General features: G+C 51.6%; 17 protein-coding genes. 8 read left to right on the forward strand and 9 right to left on the reverse strand.

Translation table 11 applies throughout. The features are described 5' to 3' along the window. Position 1: 1 nt before the first annotated feature. The 3 genes from AC5DDB_RS11080 (at position 2) to AC5DDB_RS11090 (ending at position 7,499) form a co-directional block, all read left to right on the forward strand. The gene (locus tag AC5DDB_RS11080; RefSeq protein ID WP_491739788.1) at positions 2-1,912 is read left to right on the forward strand and encodes a sulfatase; all 1,911 of its coding nucleotides are present in this window, start codon (positions 2-4) and stop codon (positions 1,910-1,912) included. A gap of 377 nt (positions 1,913-2,289) precedes the next feature. After that, complete coding sequence (locus AC5DDB_RS11085) at positions 2,290-2,877, forward strand: sigma-70 family RNA polymerase sigma factor (protein ID WP_491739789.1); 588 nt, start codon at positions 2,290-2,292, stop codon at positions 2,875-2,877. A gap of 29 nt (positions 2,878-2,906) precedes the next feature. Continuing rightward, positions 2,907-7,499, forward strand: coding sequence for a bifunctional serine/threonine-protein kinase/formylglycine-generating enzyme family protein (locus tag AC5DDB_RS11090; RefSeq protein WP_491739790.1), 4,593 nt, complete (start codon positions 2,907-2,909; stop codon positions 7,497-7,499). Positions 7,500-7,668: 169 nt separating this feature from the next. Here the strand turns inward: AC5DDB_RS11090 and AC5DDB_RS11095 are convergent, their stop codons facing one another. The 9 genes from AC5DDB_RS11095 to AC5DDB_RS11135 form a co-directional block, all read right to left on the reverse strand. Next, positions 7,669-10,758 (reverse strand): serine/threonine protein kinase, encoded by a 3,090-nt coding sequence (locus AC5DDB_RS11095; protein ID WP_491739791.1) that lies wholly within the window; start codon positions 10,756-10,758, stop codon positions 7,669-7,671. Positions 10,759-10,862: 104 nt separating this feature from the next. Beyond that, positions 10,863-11,420: an ECF-type sigma factor gene (locus AC5DDB_RS11100; RefSeq protein ID WP_491739792.1), complete on the reverse strand. Its 558-nt coding sequence runs from the start codon at positions 11,418-11,420 to the stop codon at positions 10,863-10,865. 731 nt (positions 11,421-12,151) lie between these two features. Beyond that, positions 12,152-12,490, reverse strand: a complete 339-nt coding sequence (locus AC5DDB_RS11105; protein ID WP_491739793.1) for a tRNA-binding protein — start codon at positions 12,488-12,490, stop codon at positions 12,152-12,154. Between the two features lie 466 nt (positions 12,491-12,956). After that, positions 12,957-16,460, reverse strand: coding sequence for a CRTAC1 family protein (locus AC5DDB_RS11110; RefSeq protein ID WP_491739794.1), 3,504 nt, complete (start codon positions 16,458-16,460; stop codon positions 12,957-12,959). A 508-nt stretch (positions 16,461-16,968) separates the two neighbouring features. Further along, positions 16,969-18,177, reverse strand: a complete 1,209-nt coding sequence (locus AC5DDB_RS11115) for a hypothetical protein (RefSeq protein ID WP_491739795.1) — start codon at positions 18,175-18,177, stop codon at positions 16,969-16,971. Between the two features lie 97 nt (positions 18,178-18,274). After that, positions 18,275-19,813, reverse strand: coding sequence for a bifunctional aminoglycoside phosphotransferase/ATP-binding protein (locus AC5DDB_RS11120; protein WP_491739796.1), 1,539 nt, complete (start codon positions 19,811-19,813; stop codon positions 18,275-18,277). A gap of 46 nt (positions 19,814-19,859) precedes the next feature. Then, entirely contained in the window at positions 19,860-20,678 is an 819-nt protein-coding gene (locus AC5DDB_RS11125) for a ZIP family metal transporter (RefSeq protein WP_491739797.1), read from the reverse strand. Positions 20,679-20,753: 75 nt separating this feature from the next. Continuing rightward, positions 20,754-21,140, reverse strand: a complete 387-nt coding sequence (locus AC5DDB_RS11130) for an SPW repeat domain-containing protein (RefSeq protein ID WP_491739798.1) — start codon at positions 21,138-21,140, stop codon at positions 20,754-20,756. 8 nt (positions 21,141-21,148) lie between these two features. Next, on the reverse strand, positions 21,149-21,808 hold the full coding sequence (locus AC5DDB_RS11135) for a vitamin K epoxide reductase family protein (protein ID WP_491739799.1): 660 nt from the start codon (positions 21,806-21,808) through the stop codon (positions 21,149-21,151). Positions 21,809-22,093: 285 nt separating this feature from the next. Here AC5DDB_RS11135 and AC5DDB_RS11140 point away from each other — a divergent pair, with 285 nt between their 5' ends. The 5 genes from AC5DDB_RS11140 (at position 22,094) to AC5DDB_RS11160 (ending at position 26,216) form a co-directional block, all read left to right on the forward strand. Beyond that, complete coding sequence (locus AC5DDB_RS11140) at positions 22,094-22,579, forward strand: hypothetical protein (protein WP_491739800.1); 486 nt, start codon at positions 22,094-22,096, stop codon at positions 22,577-22,579. A gap of 94 nt (positions 22,580-22,673) precedes the next feature. Continuing rightward, positions 22,674-23,756, forward strand: coding sequence for an NAD-dependent epimerase/dehydratase family protein (locus AC5DDB_RS11145; protein WP_491739801.1), 1,083 nt, complete (start codon positions 22,674-22,676; stop codon positions 23,754-23,756). Between the two features lie 162 nt (positions 23,757-23,918). Continuing rightward, positions 23,919-24,356: a hypothetical protein gene (locus AC5DDB_RS11150; protein ID WP_491739802.1), complete on the forward strand. Its 438-nt coding sequence runs from the start codon at positions 23,919-23,921 to the stop codon at positions 24,354-24,356. Between the two features lie 123 nt (positions 24,357-24,479). Further along, entirely contained in the window at positions 24,480-25,640 is a 1,161-nt protein-coding gene (locus AC5DDB_RS11155) for an ABC transporter permease (protein ID WP_491739803.1), read from the forward strand. Between the two features lie 54 nt (positions 25,641-25,694). Further along, positions 25,695-26,216, forward strand: a complete 522-nt coding sequence (locus AC5DDB_RS11160) for a hypothetical protein (RefSeq protein ID WP_491739804.1) — start codon at positions 25,695-25,697, stop codon at positions 26,214-26,216. Position 26,217: the final 1 nt, after the last annotated feature.

The raw sequence follows: 26,217 nt of genomic DNA on the forward strand, positions 1-26,217 counted from the left end.
GATGTTACGAATCACCGCCCTGATGGTGTGTTTCGCGTGCTGTGTCCCGGTTGCCGCGGCAACAAAACCAAAAGTTGTCTTCATCCTGGCTGACGACCTCGGCTGGAGTGACACGACGCTATTTGGAACGACTCAATTCTATAAGACGCCGAATATCGAACGGCTCGCAAAGCGGGGGATGACTTTTACCCGGGCCTATTCATCGAGCCCTTTGTGTTCGCCGACGCGAGCGAGTGTGCTGACGGGACTTAGTCCAGCACGTCACGGCATTACGGCTCCAACGTGCCACATGCCAAAGGTGGTATTGAAACCGGTCCAGCCCACAAGCGGGCCTCCAAACGCGTTTTCGACCGTACCAGTGTCCGTCTCGCGATTGGATACTCGATTCTACACACTCGCAGAGATGTTTAAGGACAACGGGTACGTCACAGGGCATTTCGGCAAGTGGCATCTTGGGCCAGAGCCTTACTCGCCGCTCGAACATGGATTCGATGTCGATGTGCCACATCATCCGGGGCCTGGTCCGGCTGGCAGCTACGTCGCGCCGTGGAAGTTTAAAGACTTCGACCACGACCCCGACGTCCCGGACGAGCACCTCGAAGACCGGATGGCGAAGGAAGCTGTGGCTTTTATGGAGCAGAACAAGGACAAGCCGTTCTTTCTGAACTACTGGATGTTCAGCGTGCATGCTCCGTTCGACGCCAAACAGTCTCTTATCGACAAGTATCGGAAGCAGGTCGATCCCAAAGACCCGCAACGGAGCCCGACTTACGCGGCGATGGTCGAAAGCATGGACGATGCCGTGGGAACTCTGTTGGACACGCTCGACCGACTGAAGATCGCAGACGACACGATCATTATCTTCGCGTCGGACAACGGCGGGAATATGTATAACGAGGTCGACGGGACAACCGCGACCAGCAACGCACCGTTGAGAGGTGGCAAAGCGACGATGTACGAAGGCGGAGTGCGTGGCCCCGCGATCGTTGTGCATCCTAAGTCGATTGAGGCCGGTTCACGATCCGACGAAATGATTCAAAGCAGCGATTTCTATCCAACTCTTCTAGAGATGCTGTCGATCAAAGCTCAACCGAATCAGAAGTTTGATGGAGTCAGCATCGTTCCGGCGTTGCAGGGCAAATCGCTCAGCCGCGAAGCCATCTTCACCTACTTCCCGCACGCACCGGGAGTTCCCGATTGGTTGCCGCCTTCGGTTAGCGTTCATCAGGGCGACTGGAAACTCATTCGCATCTTCCATGGTGGCGAGAATCGAAAGCACCGCTACAAGCTGTTCAATCTCAATGACGACGTTGGCGAGCAGAACAATCTCGCGTCTAGGTTTCTTAAGCGTGTCGAGCAACTCGATGCCTTGATCGAGCAACACCTCATTGACACGCAGGCCGTTCGCCCATTGCCAAATTCCAGATTCGATCCGTCGAAATACGATGCGACTCAGGAAGGAAAGGCACGACTCAAGGGCAGTAAGAACCGTCCCGCGAAACCCAAAGCGAAGCCGACCGATAAACTCGTGGCCAGCTGGCGACCGCGTGGTACCTGCACGTTGTCAGCCGCCAACGGGACGCTGGTGGTCTCCAGCTCGGGCAACGATCCGTATCTCGTACATCGCCTCCCCAAACCCATCGACGAAGAATCGTTTACCCTGCACATCACGATGACATCGGACTCATCGGGAAAGGGACAGATTTTCTGGCAGGAAACAGATTCCGGTCCGTTCAACGCCGAACGCAGCAAATTTTTCGATGTCCAACACGATAGCCAACGACATGAATACGCCATCGACTTCACGACAAAAAGCCCATTACAGGCCCTGCGAATTGATCCATCACGAGGTCAAGGCAGAATCGAAATCTCCGACATTCGATTAGTTGGCAAAGATGACGCAACGCCCTAACCAATTCCTATGCCGTTCCCCTCGCCGGTGGCTGAAAATCTCAAAACCGTTCCTCTAGAACCCTTGAATGCGACCGAAAGAACAAGGGTTCTGTTGAGGCCCTCAAAGATTTGCTTCCGCCGTAGGGATTCATCCTCGAAACGACGCGGTGCAGGCTCACCAGGTCGTCGTGAAATCTCCTCGCGATAAACTGGTGAAGTCGTAGGAGCGAAACGCTGGTTGGATATCGACAGTCATCGAGTCCGCTTTTGGGCACTTCTCAGTACCAAGTTTGGTGAAAATTTGATCCGTTTTGGATATTTTCTAAAAAGTAACCAGTGGCGCCCATTCAATTCACGAAGTCAAATCCGTCTTACTGATTAGAGTCAGGTATCTTGATGTCAGAGCCGACTGAACCCCAGCACCTATTGGATGCAGCGATTGGCGGGAATCGGTTGGCGTTGGGAGAGCTTCTTGAACAGTTCCGTTCCCAGCTTCGTGAGAAGGTTCATGCTCATATCCAGGGGGCACTCCAACGTCGGGTCGACGAATCCGATATCGTCCAACAAACATGTGTGCGAGCAGTTGAAGTATTCCATAAGCAGTTTCGGGGCACCACGATCGAACAGTTCTGGGGATGGCTGGAGCAAATTCAGCATCACACATTTATCGATTTGGCCCGGAATCATCAGGCTCAGCGTCGAGACGTTAGACGACACAACAGCGATGCAAATGCTGATCAGTTTGCCGGAAAAGTCAGCTCCCCAAGCCAGAAAGCCATGCGGGCAGAAAAACAACAAAGGATCGAAGCAGCGCTTCTTCAATTGCCCGAATCTCAGCAGAAAGCCGTTCGACTGCGACATCTTGAAGGACGGAAAATCGAAGATGTTGCGCGAATTCTCGACAAATCTCCTGCGGCGACCGCGCAAGTCATTTACCGAGGTATCGCAGCACTCAAAAGACTTCTGGAATCGGACCCTCTCTGAGAACGCCCGCAGGATTTCCGGAGGTCGGCATGGCTGAGAATGAAGTTGGCGAGATTCTGGCGGATTACATGCGTCGAGTCGACTCCGGTGAACAGATCGATATCGACGCCCTATGCAGAGCACACCCTGCGATTGCGGACGATATTCGTGCCTATGTCGACGGCGCCGCTTTGGTCGAGGATTTAGCTCGCCAAGGCGACACTTCCAAAGCCGAAGCTTATCGAGACACATCGCGGTCCAAAGGATCCTATGACACTAACGTCACATTGGTCGGGCAGATGTTCGGTCGTTATCGGATTAAACGACGACTGGGCGAAGGGGCGATGGGTGCGGTCTATTTGGCCGTCGATACCCAGCTTGACCGAGAGGTTGCGATCAAGATTCCTAAAGTTCGGAATGGAGAGCACGACGAGTTTCTGGCTCGGTTTCGTTGGGAAGCCCAAGCCGCTGCGAAACTCAGTCATCCCGGAATCTGCTCTGTTTTTGATTTTGGAGAGTTCTCCAATCGGCCATACATCACAATGGCCTACATCAACGGAAAGCCTCTTTCTCAATTCATCGGCAGTGACGAACTCAGTCAAAAAGAGATCATGCAAATCGTCCGCGATATCGCAGACGCACTGCAGCACTCTCATTCGATGGGCGTCATTCATCGCGATCTCAAATCCGGCAACGTGATGATTAATGAGGAGGGCAAGCCAATCGTGACCGATTTTGGACTTGCTCGAAAAGTGGACCAGTCGGAAGAATCAAGAATTACTCGCGAAGGAGCGTTACTTGGAACGCCCGGTTATATGGCTCCCGAACAGGTCGAGGCCGATGTCGAAAGAATAGGCCCAGCCACGGACATCTACGCGCTTGGCGTGATTCTCTACGAACTCATCACCGGAGATCTTCCTTTCCGGGGCAGCATCCACTCGATCCTCGTTCAGATTACGCGGGACGAACCGAGAAACCCGCTGGATATTAATCCCGATGCTGACTCCAGGCTTTGCCAATTCTGTTTGCAGATGATCGCGAAGGAAAACGAGAGTCGTCCGCATTCGATGCAAGAAGTGGTCGATCAACTCGATCAATTCGCGGCTGAGCGGATTGGAAAACAAGATGACAAAACTAATCGTCTGAAAAAGTTGGAAAAAGCAAAGCGGAAGGTGGCCGATTTTGTCAAACGCGGGCAGTATGTCCAAGCCGTAAGTTTGCTTGAAAAGATGAGTGCGGCAACAGAGACCCAGGCTGCCGGGTACGCCAGTTGGGCGCGTGACGAAATAGAGCGAGTGAAAGAGCTTCCCCAGAAAATCCGGGAAGGAATCCCGACCCTGGTTGGAACTGCTCGCAAGTTCATGCAGAAATATGACTATGGTAGGGCTGCTAAAATCCTGCAGCAGATACCTCAAAAGATGCGTTCTCCAGCTGTCGAGCAGTTGCTGAAAAAGGCGACTGATCTGCAAGTCGAAGCAGACATGCTCCTCAAGACACTCAAGGAGTGTTGCAGATCACAAGAGTGTGAGGGGATTGAAGCGAATGTACGGAGGTTGTTGGAGATCAAACCCGACAATCAATTCGCTCGTGAACTTAGTGAGGCTTTGCAATCGTACCGTCATCTTCCAGCGGGACGTCGCGAATATGTGTTCGATCCGAATGGAAAACTCCTCCCACCGGACAAGGCGAGAAACGGTTCGAACCGTTTGGCGATGCTTTTGGCAGCAATGATTGGCATCGGCGGAATTCTTTATGGGATCACGCTGCTCATTGAGGCTGGCGATGTCACATTAATGGTGAAGACTGACGACGAGCTGCTCGAGCGTGGCGACATTACCCTGAAGTTTGATGGCGAGACTCATCTCATCTCAGGTCCCGAATTCGTACTAACGGTCGCGCCGGGCGAATACGGTTATGAAGTTCGTCAGGGCGACATAGTCATTCGAAATCCTGAGAAATTCACCGTTCGTAAGAACGGTCGTAACGTGCTTACAATCGAACCTACAGATCTCGTCGTTGATCGAGCTGACCAGTCCGACAGCGATTCGGAGTTAAACATATCCGATCAGCCATCACACTTCGCCGAGGTGCACGGAGTCACGAAATCCGAACTTCAATCCTGGCTTGAATCGATTCGCGGCGAATACATCCCCTTGTATATCAATTTGCGATGGGGAGCATCGGAATGGATTTTTGATGCCACTGCAGAAAGGGATACCACGGGAAAAAATTGGGTCGTCAACTTTTTTGAAGATGATTCCGAAGCATTCGAGTTCTCATCGAAATACCGGTGGACGCACGCCCTGTATTGGCGACTCTTGTTTCCCACCAAAGGCGTGGCACCACAAGATGGACCGGGATTGAGAATCCGCCGGGAAGTGAAGCGTACGTATAAACCTCAGGATATCAAAGACCAAGACTTTCAAGAAGCGGTCGATTATTACAGCGATCGGAAATGGTTTCCGATGTCGCTGTGTACAACAGAATCGGCGGGTCAGGAATACAACTTTTTCTTGGGTCACCAGCGCGGCGATATTGAGCACCAGTCGTTCGTGGGACTAAGTCTGGATGAGTTTAGAAACAGAGTCGAGGAGTTCGAAGGTAAAAGCTGGATCCTGCATTTCTTCCAACTTCACGCGGGGACATCAACACCAAGGATCAATTGCACGTTCTGTGAAAACAAAGTCGGCATCACATCAGCGTCGTCATTCAATCTGACAGAACCAGAGTACGAGTCCCAGCTTAAACAGCGAAGAGACTCTGGTTGGGCTCCTCATTGCGTCGGTTCCTATGTTGACGATGGAACTGTGAGCTACCTTGTTAATTGGCGGCGGCCAGCGACGTCGTCAAAGTCAGTTGCGGAACGTAATGATCGGGACAAACTTCCGCCTCACTGGCAACACCTACCTGCTGATTCTCCACCTCCCGCCATCGCTCCGTTTGATTCGCAGAAAGCGTCAACGCATCAACAGCAATGGGCCAAGCACCTGGGTGTTCCCGTTGAGTTCACCGATCAGTTCGGGTTCACGTTTCGCTTGATTCCGCCGGGCGAGTTCGACATGGGCTCATCAGAGACCGACCTCGACATCTGGATGGAGCATGGGAAAAGTGGGGGTGAATTTTGGGAACATTCGCTAATAAGCGAAGGTCCGCAGCACCGTGTGGTTCTGACTAAGCCATACTATCTGGCTACGACGGAAGTCACGCAAGAGCAGTTTGAATCCATCATGTCATTCAATCCTTCCTACTTTTCGCCGGAAAACAACGACGAGTTAAAGAATCAGTCGACAGCCAACTATCCGGTGGAAACGATTAGTTGGAACCAAATTCAAGAATTTCTGACGGGCCTTCATTCCCGACTCGGTGTTAAGGGCGAGGTTGAGAACCAGCAATTTTATCGCTTACCGACCGAAGCGGAATGGGAATTCGCTTGTCGTGCAGGAACAGATACCCTCTTTTGGACCGGCGATCATCAAGATACGATTTTGGACAAGGAGAATATTGAAGGCTTGCACGGCGGACCTTTAGCCGTTGGTTCCCTTATTCCGAATCCGTTCGGTCTCTTCGACATGGCCGGCAACATGCACGAATATGTGAACGATCGATGGTCGTCCCAGCAGTATGTCGATGAGGGGCAATCATTTACCATTGATCCACTAGGAGCAACGGATCCGAATTTACCGAACAGAGTTGTACGCGGGGGTGATTTTCATTGGTGGCACTATCACTCTCGTTCGGGATATCGCATCTCTTGCAACCAGGACATTCCCTCTGGAATAGCAATCGGGTTCCGAATTGCAGCAAATATTGGAACTCACAAGTTTGCGGTCGATCCGCTTATCGGGAATTCTCTTGAATCGCGATTCTCGGAGACTCACGGAGCTACGAAAGAAGAGCTGCAAGATTGGTTGGATTCAATTCGGGGGAAATATTACCCCAAGCACATTAACTTGCGTTGGGGGGCCTCTGATGTGATATTCGATGCGGTTGCCCTTCCGGACGTCGACGGTCAATCATTTCAAGTCAGTTTCTTTGAGAACGATCATCAGGCTGGTCAGGACTACAAAAAGCTAGGAAAGTCCCACCAGTTGCTTTGGAAGTTGCTATTCCCCAGCCCAGACGTATCACCGACAGAAGGTCCCGGATTAAAGATTTGGAGGCAGACCGGTCAGGGTTATCTAACGCTCAATATCGGAGAGAAAGACCTGCAGAAAGCCGTAGAGAATGTGTCGGGCGACGGCTGGATGCCTGCATCACTTGTATGCTCAGAATCTGCAGATCAACGAAACAACTCTTTTGTCTGCCAAAGAAACAATGGTCAAGAGCATCAAACGTTCATCGGTTTGACGCTAGGCGAATTTAAGAGCCAGGTTAAGGAATTCGATGCAAGTGGCTGGCCATTAATCTTTTTCCAGTTGAGCGCCGGAACTGCCGAGTTAAAGATATCCTGCGTCTTTCATCGAAGTGATGGCAACGAAGAATGGGACATCTCGTTCGATCTCACGGAACAGCAATATCAGTCAATGCTCAAACAGAGAAAATCGTCCGGTTGGTATCCAGACTGCGGCGGTTCCTACATGCAGGATGAGAATCCTCGCTATATTGTCGCTTGGCGTAGGCATTCGATACCTCAAGACAATTAACCCCCGGCCAGCAAAATCAACAACCAAAACCATGTTTTCTATCAGCCTCTAATAATCAACGACGGTCTTACTGCGCTAGCCTGCACTGTTTGGTCTCGGTGAAGATGAAGCTGCAGTAGAATCGCTATCAGTTTCCAATACTGCGAGCGAGACTATGGTTGACATGCCCTTACTTGGTGATCAGTGATTTGGCTTCTCGATACGCGATCCAAACGATCGTTTGGTCTGGTCCGATACCTTCGAACCAATCCTCTTTTAGTTCCGGAAGAGGTTTCATCTTTTCTTCCACAACAGCAAACATGTCTTGGGCTGCCTTCGTATTTCCCTGTTGGAACAGTGTCATTGAGAGGAAGAAGGAAGCAGTTTGACCAATCACGCCCGCAACAGATTTTACCTCTGTGAGAACTTCTTCGGCTTCAGCAAATTTGCCGACGCGGTACAAGGACATTCCAAGCGTTAGTTGGCCCCAAGGTTGGAACTCTCGGCTGTTGCCGTTGAGCTTTAACGCTTTGCGAATCAGTTTTTCGGCTTGCTCATAGGAAGCTATTTCGGCATTCGGCAGTAGACAGGCAATTTTGGCCGCCCGTTCTAACGCTGCCGGGTACTTGAGCGTGCCAGCGAAATCGAGAAGCGGATAACTCAGCCGCACGTGTGCGTCCCGCCGTTGCTCCCAGGCAAGTATTGCGATGTGTTCTAGTGCTGAATAGGTGAGGCTGTTCAATGCTTGAGCGTTCTCAGTATTGTTATATGAGAGTCGCTTCATCCATTGCAGGATGCGTTTCTCTTTGAGACTTAGTGTCTGTTCTTTACGGCCTGAGTCCTCGCAGCAAGTGATCAATTGGTTGAGACTGATCCATGTAAATGTGTGGTCGGGACCAAGTGTCCGTTGGCTAGTTTCGACCGATTCTTCCAAGAGTTTGAGAGCCTCATCGGTCCGTCCCATCCGACGATAGAGCATTGCCAGGGCGGACTTTGCTTTGATTGTGTGCAGATGCTCCTCACCAAATGCCTTGCGGCAAACTGCCAACTGTTCCTCACGCAGTTTAAGTGCCTTGCCTCGGAGATCGGTATAACCAGAAGCGAGATTATTCCGAATCCGCACGGTAAGCGGGTCTGCCTCCCCAAGAGTCTGTCGACAAGTCTGAAGCAGTTCTTCACGGAGAGCATTCGCCTTTTGATGCTTTCCGATTGCATGATAGGTGCCGATGAGAGAATCTCGGGCAGCGAGTGTCTCCGGATGTTCTTCGCCAAAATTCTCAAGGGAGTACTTGACGACTTGTTCTCGGAGATTCTCTGCTTCCTCATAACGTCCATTGAGAAAATGGAGAAATGCGAAATGACTCATTGCCTTGAGTGTACATGGATGTTGCGGGCCTAGTATTTCTCGACTAACTGTTAAGCACTTCTCATTGACTTCGAACGACTTCGCTCTTTGACTATTGTGATTGTAATAGAGCGCAAGATCGTTCATCGCAGAGAGCGTGCGAACATCGTCTTCGCCAAAGTTCTCTAGGTAGTAGGATTTTGCTTTCTCAGCGAGCTGAATGGCCTCTGGCTGTAGTCCTAATGCATGATAGGTGCGGGCTAGTGTCGTCTGAAGTCGCGATCGCTGCTCCGGCATGTCTGCCAATTCGGTATCCAACTTTTCAATAGCATTTTCGAGGAGTTCGATAACTTTGGTGTCACGACCATCCCTTTCTGGGGCAGGACTCTGGAAGACACTCGTCAGGAATTCCACGATTCGCTCAGCCTGCTTTCGAGCCATATCCTTCGCATCGCGTTCGGCTTCAACTTCTTCCAATGTCCGGGCGATTCGCTGTTCGGCGGCTTTGGCACGGATGGCCTCATTATTGGCTCGTGCAGCACTCGCGACTGCTGCCCGCTTCGCTTTGCTTTCCGCTTCGCGGGCCTGAACTGCTTCCTGCTGTTCCGACAATGCCCACATCATGCCACAAGTCGTACCGACAACTCCAAACAGTAATGCGATCGCTGTCGCACTGGCAGCGATGACGCCAACGCGATTTCGTCGAATGAACTTTCGCATGCGGTAAGTGGTCGAGGGGGGACCGGCACTAACTGGTTCATCTGAAAGGTGTCGACGGATATCTTCCGCTAAACCGTTGGCGGTGTCGTATCGGCGAGTCCGCTCCTTCTCTAACGCCTTCATGACAACCCAGTCCAAATCACCAGTGATACTGCGTGTCAGATGTCTGGGGTCGATATTCCTCTGTGCTGCGACGCTCGGGAGACTTTCGCTGCCACTGAGCCGCGTGCTCGGTTTCGGTGGATCGACTTCTTTGATGAGCCTGAGGACCTCGCCATACGCGGCCTCTCTCATTTGCGCTTCCTCGAGTGGCGTGGAGCCGGTGAGCAACTCATACAGAATGACCCCCAACGCATAGACGTCCGCACGCGTATCAATGTCGAGGTTGTTTAGCTCTGCCTGTTCGGGGCTCATGTAAAGCGGCGTGCCGACCATCATGCCATGAGCCGTGAAGTGCGAGCGATCCGTCAACGACTGGTGCATGGCTTTGGCGAGTCCAAAATCAATGACCTTGGGGACCGGCTTTCCATCGAATAGACAGACCAAAATGTTCGACGGTTTCAAGTCGCGATGAATGATGCCTTTCTGATGAGCATGCTGCACCGCATGACAGATCGGCAGAAACAGCTCCAGACGTTCCTTGACCGACAACTTCGCCTGATCACAATACTCGGTTAGTGGCACACCTTTCACGTACTCCATCGCGAAATACGGTCTTCCTTGCGTCGTCATTCCCCCATCAAGAACGCGAGCGATGTTGGGATGATCCATCATCGCCAGTGCCTGTCGTTCAGCTTCGAATCGGGCCAGTACCTGTGCGGAGTCCATTCCCGCCTTGATAAGCTTGACCGCAACCTTACGTTTGATAGGCTGTGCCTGACTAGCCACCCAAACCGCCCCCATCCCTCCTTCACCGATACGTTCTATTAACTTGTAGGGACCAATCGTCATCCCTGATGAAAGTTCCCCGGGAGGCGTTCCCTGCAAGAAGAACCCAAGCTCGTCGGTCTCGGCATCGCCGATCAGCGTCTTCTCAGATTGGGAGGGAGAAAGAAAGTTGCCCGCCTGATGATGCGCGTCTAACAGCGTCTGCACACGACTACGAAGTTCGACATCGTCGCCACAAGCGGCGTCGAGAAACTCGTCGATTTGTTCGGGCTTTAGATCGAGGGCCTTCATGAACAGGTCACGGGCTTTGGCGTCGAAGTTTGTCATCGCAGATTTCCAGGTAAGTGATTGAGTCACTTACCAATGCCCCGTTTGGCCGCAAGTTGCACCAAAAAACTCGATTTTCTCAAAAATCGTTTCTGCCGAAGATGTTACGACTCTTGAAGTCGATCGAACAGCCAAGCCCGTGCAAAAGACCACAGACGATCTCCCTGTCTGCGAGTCAGCCCCAAACTGGTTGCGGACTCTTGCAGACTCAGGCCGGCGAAAAACCGAAGCTTGACCAGTTCTGCAGATACGGAATCCTGTTCTGCCAGCGATCTTATTGCTTCGTCCAAGTCGATGAGCAACTCAGGTGGCGTTTCCAACGCGATCGAAACCGACGACAAATCGACTTGGCTCCAACCACCACCTCGTTTGAGCCGCTTTCGGTCACGAGCGCGATTAATCAAGATCCGCCGCATCGCTTCCGCTGCCGCAGCAAAAAAGTGCCCTTTGCCTTGCCAATCTTTCGTTCCTTCATTGCCAACCAATCGTAAATACGCTTCATGGACCAAAGCCGTAGCAGTCAACGATTGCCCAGGAAGCTCATGGACTAAACGAGCACCAGCAAGGTTTCGCAACTCTTCATAGACGAGCGGTAACAGTCGCTCACTCGCGACTAGTTCACCCGCATCGATTGCAGCCAAAATCTGCGAAACTTCACTCATACTCGCACCGCACTCTTCTCATGATGAATGACCAAGCAATCATCGACCATACTGCTCCGAAAAGTCAATTGGCTAAGCAATTGTTGTTCTGGGCACTCTCAGCACTGACGGCATAGTGGTTGACCATACTATAAGTGTCTTCGTGATTCAGCCGACTAACAAGCGCTCTCGAAACCACCGCGTGACGTTGGCAATACCATGTAGAACACTTATGACGCAATCTCGCAGCTAACTTTAAGCGTAAAGTACAGCATGGTGTTACGCTTGCCCACAAAGTGCGATCCAGTCGCAGTGCTGGAGTTAAAGAACATCTCCTCTAGAGGACCTCTCTCGTGAACTCTCCAGGTTGTTATTGAGCTGTATTCTGCTGAATGATCCCAGCTCCGAATCTCAACGATCGGTTGTACCAGCAATTTCGGTTGTCCACCAAAATAGATGCAAGTATCAAGCCAGCTATGGTTGTAAAGGTTCGGTGTTGCATTCGATTCTTTCAAGTTTCGTTGGCAGTCAGTTGCATGTGTCACACTACGCCGGCACTTCAATAGTTGCCAGTTTATTCGCGATTTGGTTTAGCAGATGTCCTTTTGATTGACGGCTGCTAACACCATTTGATTTGACTAGGATTGACAAGGCCGAGAGACGTGGGACGAGTGCGTGATGTTTGGTCTGTTATGGGCATGACGTCTATTCATTGTCACTTCTGGAGATGGTTCGGTTAGCAGTTGCGCGGGCTAGGCTAGCTTTGCTCCGTTGGGGACTTGTTGATCGGGAACAGCTAGGACGACGTTTCCATCGTTGCGATAGAGTCCGGTGATTAGGCATTCGGAGATGAATGGGCCGATTTGTTTCGGGGGGAAGTTGATGACTCCGATAATCTGCCGGCCGACCAACTCTTCCTTCTTGTACAAAGCCGTGACTTGGGCGCTGGACTGCTTGATGCCAATCTCTGGGCCGAAATCGACTCGGAATTTATAAGCCGATTTGCGAGCTTCCGGGAAGTCTTCCACCGAGACGATTGTGCCGACGCGAAGTTCGACACGTTCAAAATCCGACCAAGCAATCGTTTCCATCTCATTGTTTCCGTTCAATTCGATCCTCTGATTCCTATTTGTTTCATCTCAGCCCGTACTCGCGGGCTTGGTTGACGTGATTGTCGGAGCCAGTCAGTAGCAATCAAAGTCGGATTCGAGCCAAGCTACAAAACTGGCGTATGTCTAGGCTGGCACTCTAGTAGTATTTGTGACCTGCTAGAATTGTTGAACCAGTCTATTGCGGAACTGTTCCGCCTGAGCCCATCTGTCGAACTTCAAACTTTCTCAGCTGTCGTTAACCAGTATTGCCCCGATCGAACTCATGCATCCTCCGGCTTGAGCGAGATTTCCAAGAGCAGTGGCAAAGACAGCGGCTTGGAGTATCGTGTCCTGCCGATCGCGGTCGTGTCGATCGTTAGTTTGTGAAGGTTCCTACGAAGCTTTTGAAGGTTAGCCTTTGAGCCTAGGAACAGAACTTAAAGGAATGTGTGCTTAATCCATGTTGTTATGGTTGAGTCACTTTTTTTGGTCTGGATTGTATGAGTGGCCAAAGTCGCTGTTGGAAGACTCCTGGTGTTACGTAGCGTGTGTGGTAGGTCTGCCAGTCGTTGGCATGTTGTTGATAAACGGGATCCGCATCAAGGGGGCCGAGCGGTCCATCGTAGTTGGGATCCTCGTGAGTCGGCAGCGGACGGACGGTCCGAGAGAACGCGGTGTTGAAGTCTCCGTCCTTGACCCATCCATCGCCCACGAGCACGAAGTCTCGCTGATAACCCGTGGGGATCTCGGGAGCGGTGTCTGCAGAAAACTCGAACGCCAACTCATCGCCGGCGTTCATGATCACATATCGATCGTCAGTTTGCTTTAATAGTTCGCGGACATCTCCAAATCGTGTGTAATACCCTTCCAAGTCTAACCAGCGTTGCCCAACGGACTCGACATCATAGAAAGGTGTGTCAGGACGTCGGCGATCAACGGGTTTCAACTTAGAGTATCCCCGCTGTCTTAGTTCGGCGACTTGCAGCGGAAGCCTTGTGATTGTCGGTTCGACATCGTCGATTCGATAACTCCAACCAAGGAAGTCCCAGTAGATTTCCATATTGGTTCGCAAACGGAACCGCCGACTGTCAGAGAGCACTGACATTGGGACTTCAATGAGGACATTTTTGTTTTTGCCGGCGGGGAACCCTAAGTTGTCATTCACAATTTCCCAGTGGCCGTTTGAGGACTGACGTTCGAGGATCAACCCGTATGGGCGAAGATCATCTTGCTGTCCCAGGGCGACGTTCAATGAACTATCAGTGGGGTAAATCCAACCGTGCCCCATGATTAACACTGTTCGGTCGACGGAAACTTTATCAGGGATTGTGAACTCAATCCAATGGTCTTCAGCAACGCCTTGATAATCCCCCAGGGCAAACTGATCTGCATAGATTTCATCAATCGAATGAAGATGCTCATCAAGTGGTTGGCCATTGTGATTGATCGGGTTCTCGAACGGCTTGGGTTTTGTTGTTGTGAAGACTTTCTGAACGGGCGGTTGATTGGGGACGAAGCGTTCGTCGACATATATTACCGTTTCCGCTGGGTGATCGACGGCCAACAACGCCACATGATCGAAGAAATGAGTCTCCCAAAGTTCCGCGGTGATCCGCACGGAGTATAGGTCGTTGCGTGGAGCTAGTTGGTCGCCGGGGATTTTGATCCAGTCTTCGGTCTGAGTTACGCCGGCGGTGGTTTGTGCATTGATACGCAGTCCCAAAGGGGATCGCCAAATGAAGTCTTTGATAAAGCGGTATTGCGTGCCGTCATGGGTGAAGACCCACGGACAAGATCCTTTTAACCGCTGCTCTGCGATCAATTCCTGATTCGCTTCGAGTTCGAACTCGGCTTGGACGGTGCCATTCGGCCAAACAATACGTGCGACATCAGCCCGAGTCCGGTTTCCCAGGCCGAAATGGACTATTGGCGAGCGAATTGCGGCCGACTGCACCAAATTGCCGGCACGCACAGTCACCTGACCGCCAATGCCGAACGAGTTGATTCGCTGATCACCGGGGGCTTTGTTAGCTCGTGGTTTGATCACGTGCCAACCGTATCCTTTTTGACTTTGATTCGTGACGATCTTCCCGCCAGCCTGCGAGTGTCCGACCAGGTCCAACAGGCCATCATCATTATGATCGACGATCGACGTTACCATCAAATTCGGTTTCTCATCAGCTTGAGCCCATTCGCCATCTGCAGTTCGCAACCAAATACGAGTCTCATATTCGACACTGGCGACCAGATCGGTTCCTCCGTTGTTGTCGATATCTGCAATAGCCAGAAAGACTTCGCCGGTTTTCATGCGAGTCAAAGGATGCGATGTCGGCCACGAGGCTAATACCGATCGCGACCAAGTTTCGTTCAAATTCCAACTGGCGGACTGCATTTCCCCCGAATTCGAGATCGCAACGATGTCAAATTGCCCGTTGCGATCGACATCGCCGATCGCGACCGCCAATTGAGAATCCGCAAAAGGCGATGGCATTGGGACAAAGTTTCCGCCCCGCTGATTCTTCCAGACCGAGACCGTTCCCGTCGCATCGATCGTCACGAGATCAACCGTCCCGTCTCCATCCAGATCACCGGTTTGAAGATCCAAAACGGCGTCGACTGGAAGAAATTCATCGATTGCGGTGAACGTCATGTCGCCATTGTTTCGGACCCAACGCAGCAGCGATTCTCGGTTGCTCAGTAGTAGATCCAGGTCACCGTCGGCTTCCACATCCACGCTGAACACAGAAGCCCATGCCTGATCGCTACCCGAAAAACTCACGTCGGTAGGAAGATAGGAACCGTCGGCTTGCCCCAGAAGGATGCGACAACCTTGGTCGCCAACCACGACAAGGTCCTCACGAAAGTCGAAGTTCAAGTCCGCTGTGCAGAGACACGAAGTGTGCGGCTTGGACAAAGAGCCTGGCAAGGGAATTTCCGTGGACTGACCAACCTTCAATGTGCTGTCGCTGACGGCAAGCAAAGTCGAAGACTGGGTCTGAGATGACGCGAATGCCAGAAGGAATTCCGACTTTGCGAATCTGTTAGGGGCAGACTCTAAAGAGAAAGCCAATTCGAGATCCGCATCTGCAGACTGAGCGGATGGCAGTTGAAGTCGCAGGAACGAACGCAGCGGCGTCCCGATGGAGGCTCCAGAACCGGCTCCTAATTCTGCCAAACTATACTGATATTCCGGACGGGGTTTCAGCAAATTCTCGAAGAAGGTCAGTGAGACAGCCGCCTTCCGAAAGTCACTATTTTTCAATGCTTCGTCTGCGTCCTGTAACTGTTTTTGGATGAGATCCGGCCAACGATCAGCCTCGCTTAATAAGGAGTCGAGGGTGGAACGGAGGAGTTCTTCACGCTTCTCGGTTGCTGCCAATCGGGCTAGTTCACAACGTGCCCGGAGGTTTCCGGGAGCATGTTGGAGAATGTCGGTTAGTAAGGCGATCTTCTCTGCTTCGGTCTCATCGGATTGAATTTGTCCGAGTAACGAGACGAGCGAAAATGTGGTGGATAAATTCTCTGGCCAAGCTTGGTGGACTTCGCGAAGTTGCTCGATGGCCGCTTCAATTTGCCCTGCTTGTTCCAAAACTTCGGCTTTGAGAGCCGCTAATTCCCGTGAGTCACCCGCGAGGGTTTGCGCCTGTTGCAGCGACTGCTGAGCCGCTTCTGTGGATCGCAATCGCATCTGAGCCACCGCCAAGTTTGCCCACAACGCTGGCTCCTGCGGTTCCAATTCGATTGCGGTCTCGAGGGCCGTTGCAGCTCGTTCGTTCTGTTCGACATCCAACGCCGCCAACGCAGTGTAGAAACTCGCAACGACCTGTTCGGCCACCGTTTCTTCTTCCGGTTCTTGGGGATCGTGCTGCAGAAGAAACCAATACACGCCGCCGCCAACGATTCCAATCACAATTACCAAAAAGCTAATGATGGCGACGCGATTACTCGAATGGCCCGTTTGTTGATTCATGCGGTGTGGTCCTCTTTAGACGGAGCGGCTACGTCTGGAACTTGCTCGCCGTGCTTAATAACTGGTACCTGCAGATGCCCCACGACGTCTCATTCCGATAATCCCAAAAACGCCCAACAATACAAAGGGAAAAGGGTAAATCAAAGCGTTTCACCGCGATCGCCGGGGGGGCTCAAGGTCAAAGGTCAACGAGTGCGGTCCCGGACCTGAACCGATGATTCGCACCCCGCGTTCCACTGTCCCCGCCGATCGTGACCAAAGTTGGCTGAAGGATAAGATGGTTCCGTGGCGTCGATCGAGTCGCCAAATATCTTCGATGATGAAGTGGTGTGATCGTGTGTTTAGTGTTGAGGCCGCGGATAGTCTGCGGAGACATCACGTGCGGTATCGTCAGCAATCAGCCACCTTGCATCTGACTTCGGACGACAATTGCAGAAAGAACGCCTCCTAAGTGACTGTCCCCGCAATTCAGCGTTCTGCCAGAATGGTTCGACAGTTGAACTGGAGACTAGATCTCCTCGTCAACGTAGATCACATGTCGGAAATAATGATGCTCTTCAAAACTGGCGCCTAATGCTCCGACAATCACCGAGAAAGAGGCGACCATGGCTGGTACAACGAGGAAGATTTGCCAACTGAATTGATCGACCGCTGTCCATCGTTTGACGAGTTCTTCACTGAACAGAATCGTAGCGACGCCGACGAGGAGAGCAAACGTAACCGCGTAGGTCGTCAGCATTCCGAGCAGCACGACTGCAACTGCTGTGATATTCGTGATCACTGATTGTTCGCTAATTCGTTGTTCCCGACGTACTAAGAGTTGCTGTCGAATTGTTACATAACCCGTTGTGACAAGAATCGCCGTGACTGCAAGAACAACGATTGGCAAAAGTGACTGTGCGACTGCTAGTTCCCATGATTCCGCAGTCACGATGAGAATCAAAGAACTTGAGAGAGCAGCAGTTGTTAGTCGATTTAATCGCACCGGAAACTCCCAAGGCCGAGCGCCAATAATTGCACTGATGATCTCATGCCGGTTCAGCCAGGCACTATGGGCATAAAATGATATGAGCCGTTTGTTCTTTCCGTTGGGCACTTCTTCCAACCGAACATCAGCGATGAGACGTAAATTCTCGACGAGTACCTCGTGTTGCTCCGGGGACCAGTCGGCTTCGTGCAGAGTGTCGATATCAGCGAGGGTGTGAATCCTTCGCATGGCGTTCCCTGGATCATCCGTAGGCTCTAACGAGTTAATTTGGCCAAAAGCCTGACGAATCAATACGAATAGCCGACGGGCAAGTGTACTGATACGGGCGGGCTTCTCGACGAAACGGTTCTCCATCAATGGGTCTGGGCGAGAAGTAGAAATCACCGCTGAGTCAATCGATCGCGAAACGAAGCCGAACGCGAAAGGTTTGTAGTGGGATATGAGATCGACAGGTGTGATCACGAACACGAAATCCCAGTTTCTTGCATCGCGTTCCTCGCGAGCAATATTAAGAAGAACCACAGGCTCCATACGCACATTGACGGAGCCAAGTTCAGGTCGCCAAACTGTTTCGAGTGTCCAATCAAACGCGGAGAATTCGGATGTGAGCGTGTTCTTGAGATCGTCTTGAGTTTGTTGAATCGCCTGTGTGCCCGCGTCATCCAATTCCCCAGCGATGATCAGTCCAATTTCAATGGGGCGCAGCGTGGAGGTTGTACTCTGGGACATGTCATATAGCTTCCTAGTTCAACATCGACAATGCTCGACGATCGAATGTCATATGAAGAGATTGGCTTGACATTCAAAGCAGAATCGATCGATCCGATCACAAAGTCTGCCGACGCAAGAACGCTGCTAGTTCCTGGTGTTGATCGTTCGTTGTATCAAAGCCAATAACGAACTTGTGTTCTTCATTTTCAAGTGGTTCATGAGTGCGTTGCTGCATTTCAAGGATGGAAAGATCGGCGTCTGACGCGTCATTTCCCTGCTCAGCTCGGTCTGCAACACGGGACTGGAGTAATTCATCAGGAGCCTGGAAGTCGATAATGACAAAGTCGATCTGATGTCGGTCTGCGATTCTTCGAAATTCGTCTCGTCGCACTTTCTTAAGGAATGTGGCATCGATGATGGCTGGGAATCGAGTTTGTACAACTGTCTCTGCAACATCAGCGAGTCGTTCGTAAGTTTGATTTGTGACGAGTTCGGAGTATTTCTCTTCGCTCGAGGCATCGTCATTGACCAATCGTTTTCTTTCAACGTCCGACCGAATTCGAATCGCAGCAAGGTGTTCAAGGATTGATTGTGTAGCCGTTGTCTTACCACTGCCGGACATCCCATGGGTGATGAACAAACTAGACTTACGCGAAGCTGCGTAGTCCGCTGCGATGTCTAGCAATGTTTTCATGTCTCGCTGCTCTTGATCGGGAACATCGCCATTCTCATATTCTTGATTCCAACGGATGGCGGCGACTTTGGCACGAACGAGGGCACGATAAGCCACGTAGAACGGAAGTAGCTTAACGCCTTCATAGTCACCTGTGAGTTCGAGGTAACGATTGAGTAACCGATAGGCGAACGGTCGCAGACCATGATGCTCTAAGTCCATCACCATGAAAGCGACTTCGCACATCACATCAATCCAGCGAAGGTTGGGATTGAAATCGATGCCGTCAAACACAGTGACTCGATTGTCAATCAATGTGATGTTGCCAAGATGCAAATCGCCATGGCACTCGCGGATGAAACCTTGTTCTCGTCGGCATGTCCAGGCGTCTTTGTGTCGGAGCCACTGGTCATGCAGTTCATTCGAGATTTGCTCAAGTTGGTGGATCTGATCTTTGCCAGTGAGTTGTCGCCGGATCGGAGCGATGCAATCCGCAACAGCCTGCCAAACTATGTTTGCTTGTCCGAATTCCGAGTCCGAGTCTGCGATGTCGATTTCGGAATGAAAGTTCGCAATCGTCTCGGCTAATTGATCAATGTGGTTTTCTCGAAGCTCGTCTTTAGATGCAATAGTCTTAAGAAGTTGATTTGAGTCGAACCGTCTCATCTTGACGGCGTAATCGATCGGCTCGCCGTTTCCTTCAATTTCTGGATTTTCAGGAGAGCCCGTGATCGGAGCCACTTCTAAATAGAGGTTGGGAGCTAGGCGTTTATTGAGACGAATCTCTTCCTCGCAATAGTGACGTCGCCGGTCTAGCGTGGAGAAGTCAACAAAGGCCAGGTCGACCGGCTTCTTGATTTTCCAAGCATAGTCACCGTCAAGCAGTATCCAAGAAATATGCGTTTCATAGAGTTCAGGCAGCCGGCTACCCGGTCGATTGGCTTTGATCCGATCAAAGATGGCATTGGCGAGGTCTTTCATGGCGTTTTATAGGCCTTTGATTTTGTGGGATTGCCAGGCTGGCGGACTATCCGAGTGCCACATCGAGGACCATCATGATCGAAAAGCCAGTCATCAACCAAAGTGTCGCCCAATTGACTTGTCCCCCACGGTGTGATTGCGGAATGAGTTCTTCAACGACCACGTAGATCATTGCACCCGCTGCAAATGACAGGGCGTACGGAAGGACGGGAGCAACATAGACAACCATAGCGGCTCCAATCATAGCAGCAATTGGCTCGACAATCGCTGAGATTTGTCCATAGAAAAAACTTCGGCGGCGGGACAATCCATCACCACGCAATGGCATCGCAACTGCAATTCCTTCGGGAAAGTTCTGGAGGCCAATGCCAACCGCTAGCGCAACGGCTCCTCCGAGAGTCGCAGACTCCAATCCCGCGACCGATCCCCCAAAGGCAACTCCCACTGCGAGACCTTCCGGGATATTGTGAATTGTAATGGCAAGTACGAGCAGAATGCTCCGTTCCCAAGTCGTCTTAGGACCTTCTGATTGTTCGATCGGTAAGTCCGGGTGTAAATGCGGTAATGTTTGGTCGACAACCCACAAGAAGAATCCTCCAAGCAGAAAACCGATGAGGGCTGGCAACCAATCCGGGACGGATGACCATTCACGACTAATATCTATGGCCGGCGCAAGCAAGGACCAAAAACTCGCGGCGATCATTACGCCTGCAGCGAACCCGAGCATAGCATCGAGCAACTTGCGATTGACCGTCCGGGTCGTGAATACAACGGCGGCCCCTAGTGCCGTCACACTCCAAGTGAATCCACCAGCTAGTAGCGCTTGTTTAACAGGATGTAGCGTTTCAAACCAATCGGGAATCATAAGCCAGTCATGTTGGGCAGCATTCGTAATCGAGCAATCCGCGTCATAGGCGTTCGATTTTTTAGAACTATTCGTTTAGTCACCGGATGTGAGTGGGGTTTCTACCTTGATATTGTCTTGGCCAGGTTTCTGCCAAGCTGCCGGGGGAGCAGAGGCTTGATTCGGTATGACTCCGAACATCATCAACAGCAACCCAACTAGCAAGTGATTCTGAGCCATGCCTGATGCGTCGCCGAGACCCTGTGCGTATGCAAACCCGACGAGCCAACAACCAACAAGTGGTTGGAACCAATGGGCGGCACGCGTAGGTTTCCAATAGGAGAACAATGCGAGCAGGATGATCAACGTGCCGCACGCCAAGTTGTGCTCCCAGAAGCCATAGTTTCGCTCACCATAATGAAAGATCAACGGGCTTAGCAGCAGCCAGCAACCAAGCATTCCCTCGAAATCACGACTCCACATGTTTGACCTCACGCTTCCTTAGTTTCAGGGAACTTCACCATCTGGGCTGCAATTTCGTCTCCTTCAGTTGTGCGAATGCCCCAGAATGTTTTCCAGAAAATCGACCGGTCGTCCGTTTTCTTCCAGACCCGATAAAGGTAGAGCAGACAGGACCAAACCTCGTCGATTGCGAGAACAACGAGGATCAACGATATAACGGCCGTCACAAGACATAAGAAGCACCATGAGCCGACCACAGTTCCCTGCAGGATGACGAGGATCACACTCACTAAACCAAGCGGGATCACGTCAAACCCAAAGATCAGCACAAGCCACGGACGAAACTGCCAGCGGCGTTGAGAACCCGCGAGACCGAAGATGGCATCGCCTAGGTAAGCTAACGCCCCGAATATGGCGTCGGGGACGAGAAACCAGTACCGCATCTTCTCTGAGACGTCGGAATCGAGGACGGACGCCGTCTGATCACCGAAGACCGGATCCCACACGTCATCTATCATTCCCCATTGATACAAGCCCATATAGGTCGCGATGAAGAATGCGACCATCGCTAACACACAGATGGGTATCCGTTGGCTCCAGGCGGATGGGTTGTAGTCCCACGGATCAGGGATGGCATCGACGCGGCAGGCATTAGGGTCGAAGTCTGACGTGTTCGACGAGGTTTTCATGAGGGCGTATCCCGAACGGTGCAGGTTGTCAGTCCAGAATGCATTTGTTGCAAAGACCAGACCATTTCCGGTGAAGTCCTTTCCTGATTGGGAATTCCTCTCGTAACAACACTCTAGCTGGTCGCAGATCACTCAACGTGGTCGCGAAATACTCAGAATACAGCGGGTTGATTCGGATTGTTGCTGTTGTTTTCGCAATTTGAGAAGTGTCTCACGATGGCACGGATCATGCACCAATTATTGACCGAAGGGAGGAATCTCATGTCTAACCCAAATAAAAACTCTATGTCAAATCACCCCCCCGATGCCTCATATGAACAGTTGAAAACAATCCTGGATCGTGTGCAGGGTTTCCATCGGCGGTTCCGGAAAGGACTCGCCGATAGTAATAGCCTTGAGGACAGTCCGGGTCGCAAGCATGTGCTGAACTGGCTTCAAGAGACGGAGGAACGCGAGATTGAGCTGCTGAATCGCGTCCAGTCCGAGCAGAATACGGAGTTGCTGGACACATGGATTCAATATGTGCCAGATAGCGATTGTATTCAGAAACTCGAAGACCTCGAGTTGCGGCCTGGAATGAGTCTCGACGAAGTCCATGAATCGACAATGCGTTTTTATCAGTCTCTGTCAGCGTTCTACACACAACTTGCGCAGCAAGTTACTGCAGAGTCAGCCAACGAATTCTTGAGCCAACTTGTCGAGCGTTACGAATCGATCTTACGCACGCAGGCATGGATGATGAGAGACAGCCATACAACCGATTCGCGGTGACAATGTTTAATGCGTCATCGCAAGACGATCCGAACCGAACATCCAATAAGTTATTGATTCTGAAATTTGAGTTTGCCGAGAGGGAGTTTCATCGATGCCGCAGTCACAACCTGATAACGTCACACATCAGTCAAAGCCTGTTGTAGTCATTACCGGTGGGAGCGGATTGATTGGAACTCATGTCCTCAATGAATTGGGGCACGAGTACGATCTCGTCGTGCTCGACCGATATCCACCGTCGACGATGGAAGACACAGTGCATTTCATCTCGACGGACTTTACCGAGGACGATAGTCTTGCACAGGCATGTCGACAAGTCCGTGAGGAGCATGGTTCGCAGGTCGCTAGCGTGGTGCATCTCGTCGCTTACTATGATTTCTCGGGAGAACCAAGTCCTCTCTATGACAAGTTGACCGTCGAGGGGACACGGAAGTTTCTGGAACAGCTCAAAGCTGCTGGACTACAAGTGAAACAATTTGTGTTCTCTAGTAGTTTGCTAGCCATGAAACCACAGGAAGGGAAACTTACTGAGGAATCAGATACTCAAGCGGAATGGGCGTATCCCCAGTCGAAACTCGAGGCGGAACAAGTCATCCGTGATGAACGCGGCGATAGTTCCATTGTGCTGCTACGGATCGCTGGTGTCTATGATGAGAAATGTCATTCGTTACCTTTATCGCAGCAGATTACTCGTATCTATGAAAAGCAGTTGGAAAGTTGGGTGTTCCCGGGTAATCCTAAGCATGGTCAAACCTTGATTCACCTTGATGATCTTGCTCGCTGTATCAAACGGGTGATCGAGAAACGGGATGAACTGGACGAGGAAGAAGTGTTCCTCATCGGTGAACCAGACTTGCTGAGTTATGGCGAACTGCAAGAGCGGATCGGGGAACTTGTCCATGGAAGCGAGTGGACCACAATTCGAATACCGAAAGCCGTCGCGAAAGTCGGTGCTTGGGCGAAAGATCAGTTCGCTGCCGATGATGACAAACCATTCATCAAGCCCTGGATGGTCGATCTCGCCGATGCCAACTATGACGTCAGCATCGAAACCGCCCGCAGGAAACTCGGTTGGGAACCCAAACACAAGCTTGCAGACGATTTACCCAAGATGATCGATTTCTTGAAGAACGATCCTGAATCGTTCTACGAGACCAATACGCTGGGGGCATCCTAACGATATCGGTGGCTGTCCTTAAGCAAACTGCTTCCTGGCGTTTGCGAGGTGAACGGTTCTTTGCATCCAATGTCTTCCGCCGGTGGAAGTCGATATGGTAGAATGGGGTTGCTCCATCGATGTCGGCTAAATACCATAAGAGCGGAGGAATAGACCGAAGGCATGACATCACGGATTTATTCGATTGTCGTTATCGTTGCGGTTCTCGCTTGCCCCATGGCATGTGGGCTGGGGATCGCTCCGTGTTGTGCTCAAGAGAAGCCCGACGCCACTCCTGATGAGGGGCAAGAAGTCGCGTGCAAATGTCACTGTGCGTCAGCCACTCAGGACCCGTGTGAGGATGAGACATCCCGCGTTGATGCGGTCGTTCAACTTCCTGCCGATGTGCCAGGTGAACACGATCTTCCCTGTCAAGGGATTTGTGGCGGAGCGGTCGTCGAGAAACCCTCTTTGCCGGTTTTCGACCTGATTTTTCTCACGCCGATAGACCAGGACGTTTTCGAGCAGCCCACAATCTCGAATCGCTGCGATCGTTCTTTTGAAATCGACCAGAGCACCGGTCGGCAGCTGCGCGCGCTCCACATGTCGTTCTTGTGTTGAGCATCCACCGGCGAACCGCAGCTTTGCACCGCTAAGTGCTGATTCTGGCAGTTGTGCTTCGTGTTGCGCTTTCGCGAGCGTGACGTTCCTCTGCCTTTCCTACCCACGGTTTTAGGCCGGGCTATGTTGTTTCGTTTGCTCCCTTGGGAGTATGCCATCCGAAATCTATTTCGCCGTCCGTTGCGAACGTTCTTGACGTTCGCCGGGTTGACGACCGTTATCGTTCTGGTCTTCGTCGTGGTGGGATTTATTCGGGGCTTGGAGCGATCACTGGCCGTCAGTGGCGACCCCAAAACTGCAATCGTACTTTCGCTCAGCATGGGTGAAAACCTCGAGTACTCGTCGATCCCAATGCGGACAAGCGATCTCGTACCGGCCAGTGTCGCCGGGATCCAACAACGTGCCGGTCAAAAGTACGTATCACCGGAATTGTTCCTCGGGACACAGGTGACCGTCGGTCAGCAAGAGTCGATGGGGTTGATTCGTGGTGTCACGCGACCGGCACTGCTCGTGCGGAGTCGAGTCGAATTCGAAGAAGGCGAATGGCCGAAAACTGGCGAAGTTGTGGTGGGACGGATGGTCGCGACGAAACTTGGTGTGAATGGCGGAAATGTCGCATTGGGACAAACGTTGAAATTTGAAGGTCGAGAATGGCGAGTCAGTGGTGTTTTCTCGGCCGGTGGTTCGGCTTTTGAGTCGGAAATTTGGTGTCGTCTCGATGAGCTGCAACAGGCCATGAAACGCCAGGACTTGAGCATCGTTGCAGTGACACTTTCACCAAACGGCGACTTCACCGACCTCGATCTCTTTTGTAAAGAACGGCTTGATCTCGAACTTCAAGCACTGAAAGAGACCGACTATTACGCTTCTCTTCAAAGAGACTATGGACCAGTGAGATGGTTGGCTTGGCTCGTTGTGCTACTTGTTTCCGGTGCGGGGATTTTCGCCGGCTTGAACACGATGTACGGATCGGTCGTCGGTCGCATCCCGGAGCTATCGACATTGCAGACAATCGGGTTTGGACGTCGGGCTATTGTAATCAGTCTAGTTCAAGAAGGATTGCTACTCGCAGCGGGGGCTAGTTTGGTGGCAGCGTTGTTGGCACTCGTATTCATTAATGGAGCAGCAGTGCGGTTTACGATGGGGGCGTTTGCGCTTCAAGTCGACAGTACGGCTGTGTTGATCGGCTGTGGCGTCGGACTATCACTCGGATTGTTCGGCTCCATTCCCCCTACTATCCGTGCGCTCAAGATGCCTATCGTAGATGGATTGAAGGCGTTTTAATTTTGTCTGTCGACTGTAATCCTGCAGTTGGCCTAATCACCTTAGGAGTTATTCATGAAGAAACTCGTGTCACTATTGGGTTGCTTGGTCTTCAGTATGGTCATTGTTGGCTGTGCTCAGGAGTCTGAGCAGCCCTTACCGACTGCGAATGTGGACGGGGCTAAGTTCACACTGAGCAACGAACCAGAAGATGCTAAGGATGTGATTCAAGCTCGCGAAGATGCAGAGGAAGGGGATGATGTCGTCCTTGTGGGACGAATCGGTGGCAGTGCTAACCCGTGGATCAAGGATCGGGCGGCGTTCACAATCGTCGACAATTCGCTGAAAGCCTGTAGCGACATTCCCGGTGACCAGTGCGCAAAGCCTTGGGACTACTGCTGCGAAACTCCGAAGCTTCCCACGTCGACGGCATTGGTCAAAGTTGTCGATGAGAACGGGGAACTCGTCAAAGCAGATGCTCGTAGCCTACTGAATGTGGAAGAACTCTCGACGGTCGTTGTTCAGGGGAAAGCCCAACGCGACGACGAGGGAAATCTGACTGTGCTGGCCAGCGGCGTTTTCGTTAAGAAGAAATGAG

The organism is Thalassoroseus sp. (assembly GCF_984380535.1).

Excerpts from the sequence above, each read along its gene's own strand:
- AC5DDB_RS11080 (WP_491739788.1), top strand. The coding sequence starts at position 2 with ATGTTACGAATCACCGCCCTGATGGTGTGTTTCGCGTGCTGTGTCCCG.
- AC5DDB_RS11085 (WP_491739789.1), top strand. The coding sequence starts at position 2,290 with ATGTCAGAGCCGACTGAACCCCAGCACCTATTGGATGCAGCGATTGGC.
- AC5DDB_RS11090 (WP_491739790.1), top strand. The coding sequence starts at position 2,907 with ATGGCTGAGAATGAAGTTGGCGAGATTCTGGCGGATTACATGCGTCGA.
- AC5DDB_RS11095 (WP_491739791.1), bottom strand. The coding sequence starts at position 10,758 with ATGACAAACTTCGACGCCAAAGCCCGTGACCTGTTCATGAAGGCCCTC.
- AC5DDB_RS11100 (WP_491739792.1), bottom strand. The coding sequence starts at position 11,420 with ATGAGTGAAGTTTCGCAGATTTTGGCTGCAATCGATGCGGGTGAACTA.
- AC5DDB_RS11105 (WP_491739793.1), bottom strand. The coding sequence starts at position 12,490 with ATGGAAACGATTGCTTGGTCGGATTTTGAACGTGTCGAACTTCGCGTC.
- AC5DDB_RS11110 (WP_491739794.1), bottom strand. The coding sequence starts at position 16,460 with ATGAATCAACAAACGGGCCATTCGAGTAATCGCGTCGCCATCATTAGC.
- AC5DDB_RS11115 (WP_491739795.1), bottom strand. The coding sequence starts at position 18,177 with ATGTCCCAGAGTACAACCTCCACGCTGCGCCCCATTGAAATTGGACTG.
- AC5DDB_RS11120 (WP_491739796.1), bottom strand. The coding sequence starts at position 19,813 with ATGAAAGACCTCGCCAATGCCATCTTTGATCGGATCAAAGCCAATCGA.
- AC5DDB_RS11125 (WP_491739797.1), bottom strand. The coding sequence starts at position 20,678 with ATGATTCCCGATTGGTTTGAAACGCTACATCCTGTTAAACAAGCGCTA.
- AC5DDB_RS11130 (WP_491739798.1), bottom strand. The coding sequence starts at position 21,140 with ATGTGGAGTCGTGATTTCGAGGGAATGCTTGGTTGCTGGCTGCTGCTA.
- AC5DDB_RS11135 (WP_491739799.1), bottom strand. The coding sequence starts at position 21,808 with ATGAAAACCTCGTCGAACACGTCAGACTTCGACCCTAATGCCTGCCGC.
- AC5DDB_RS11140 (WP_491739800.1), top strand. The coding sequence starts at position 22,094 with ATGTCAAATCACCCCCCCGATGCCTCATATGAACAGTTGAAAACAATC.
- AC5DDB_RS11145 (WP_491739801.1), top strand. The coding sequence starts at position 22,674 with ATGCCGCAGTCACAACCTGATAACGTCACACATCAGTCAAAGCCTGTT.
- AC5DDB_RS11150 (WP_491739802.1), top strand. The coding sequence starts at position 23,919 with ATGACATCACGGATTTATTCGATTGTCGTTATCGTTGCGGTTCTCGCT.
- AC5DDB_RS11155 (WP_491739803.1), top strand. The coding sequence starts at position 24,480 with ATGTTGTTTCGTTTGCTCCCTTGGGAGTATGCCATCCGAAATCTATTT.
- AC5DDB_RS11160 (WP_491739804.1), top strand. The coding sequence starts at position 25,695 with ATGAAGAAACTCGTGTCACTATTGGGTTGCTTGGTCTTCAGTATGGTC.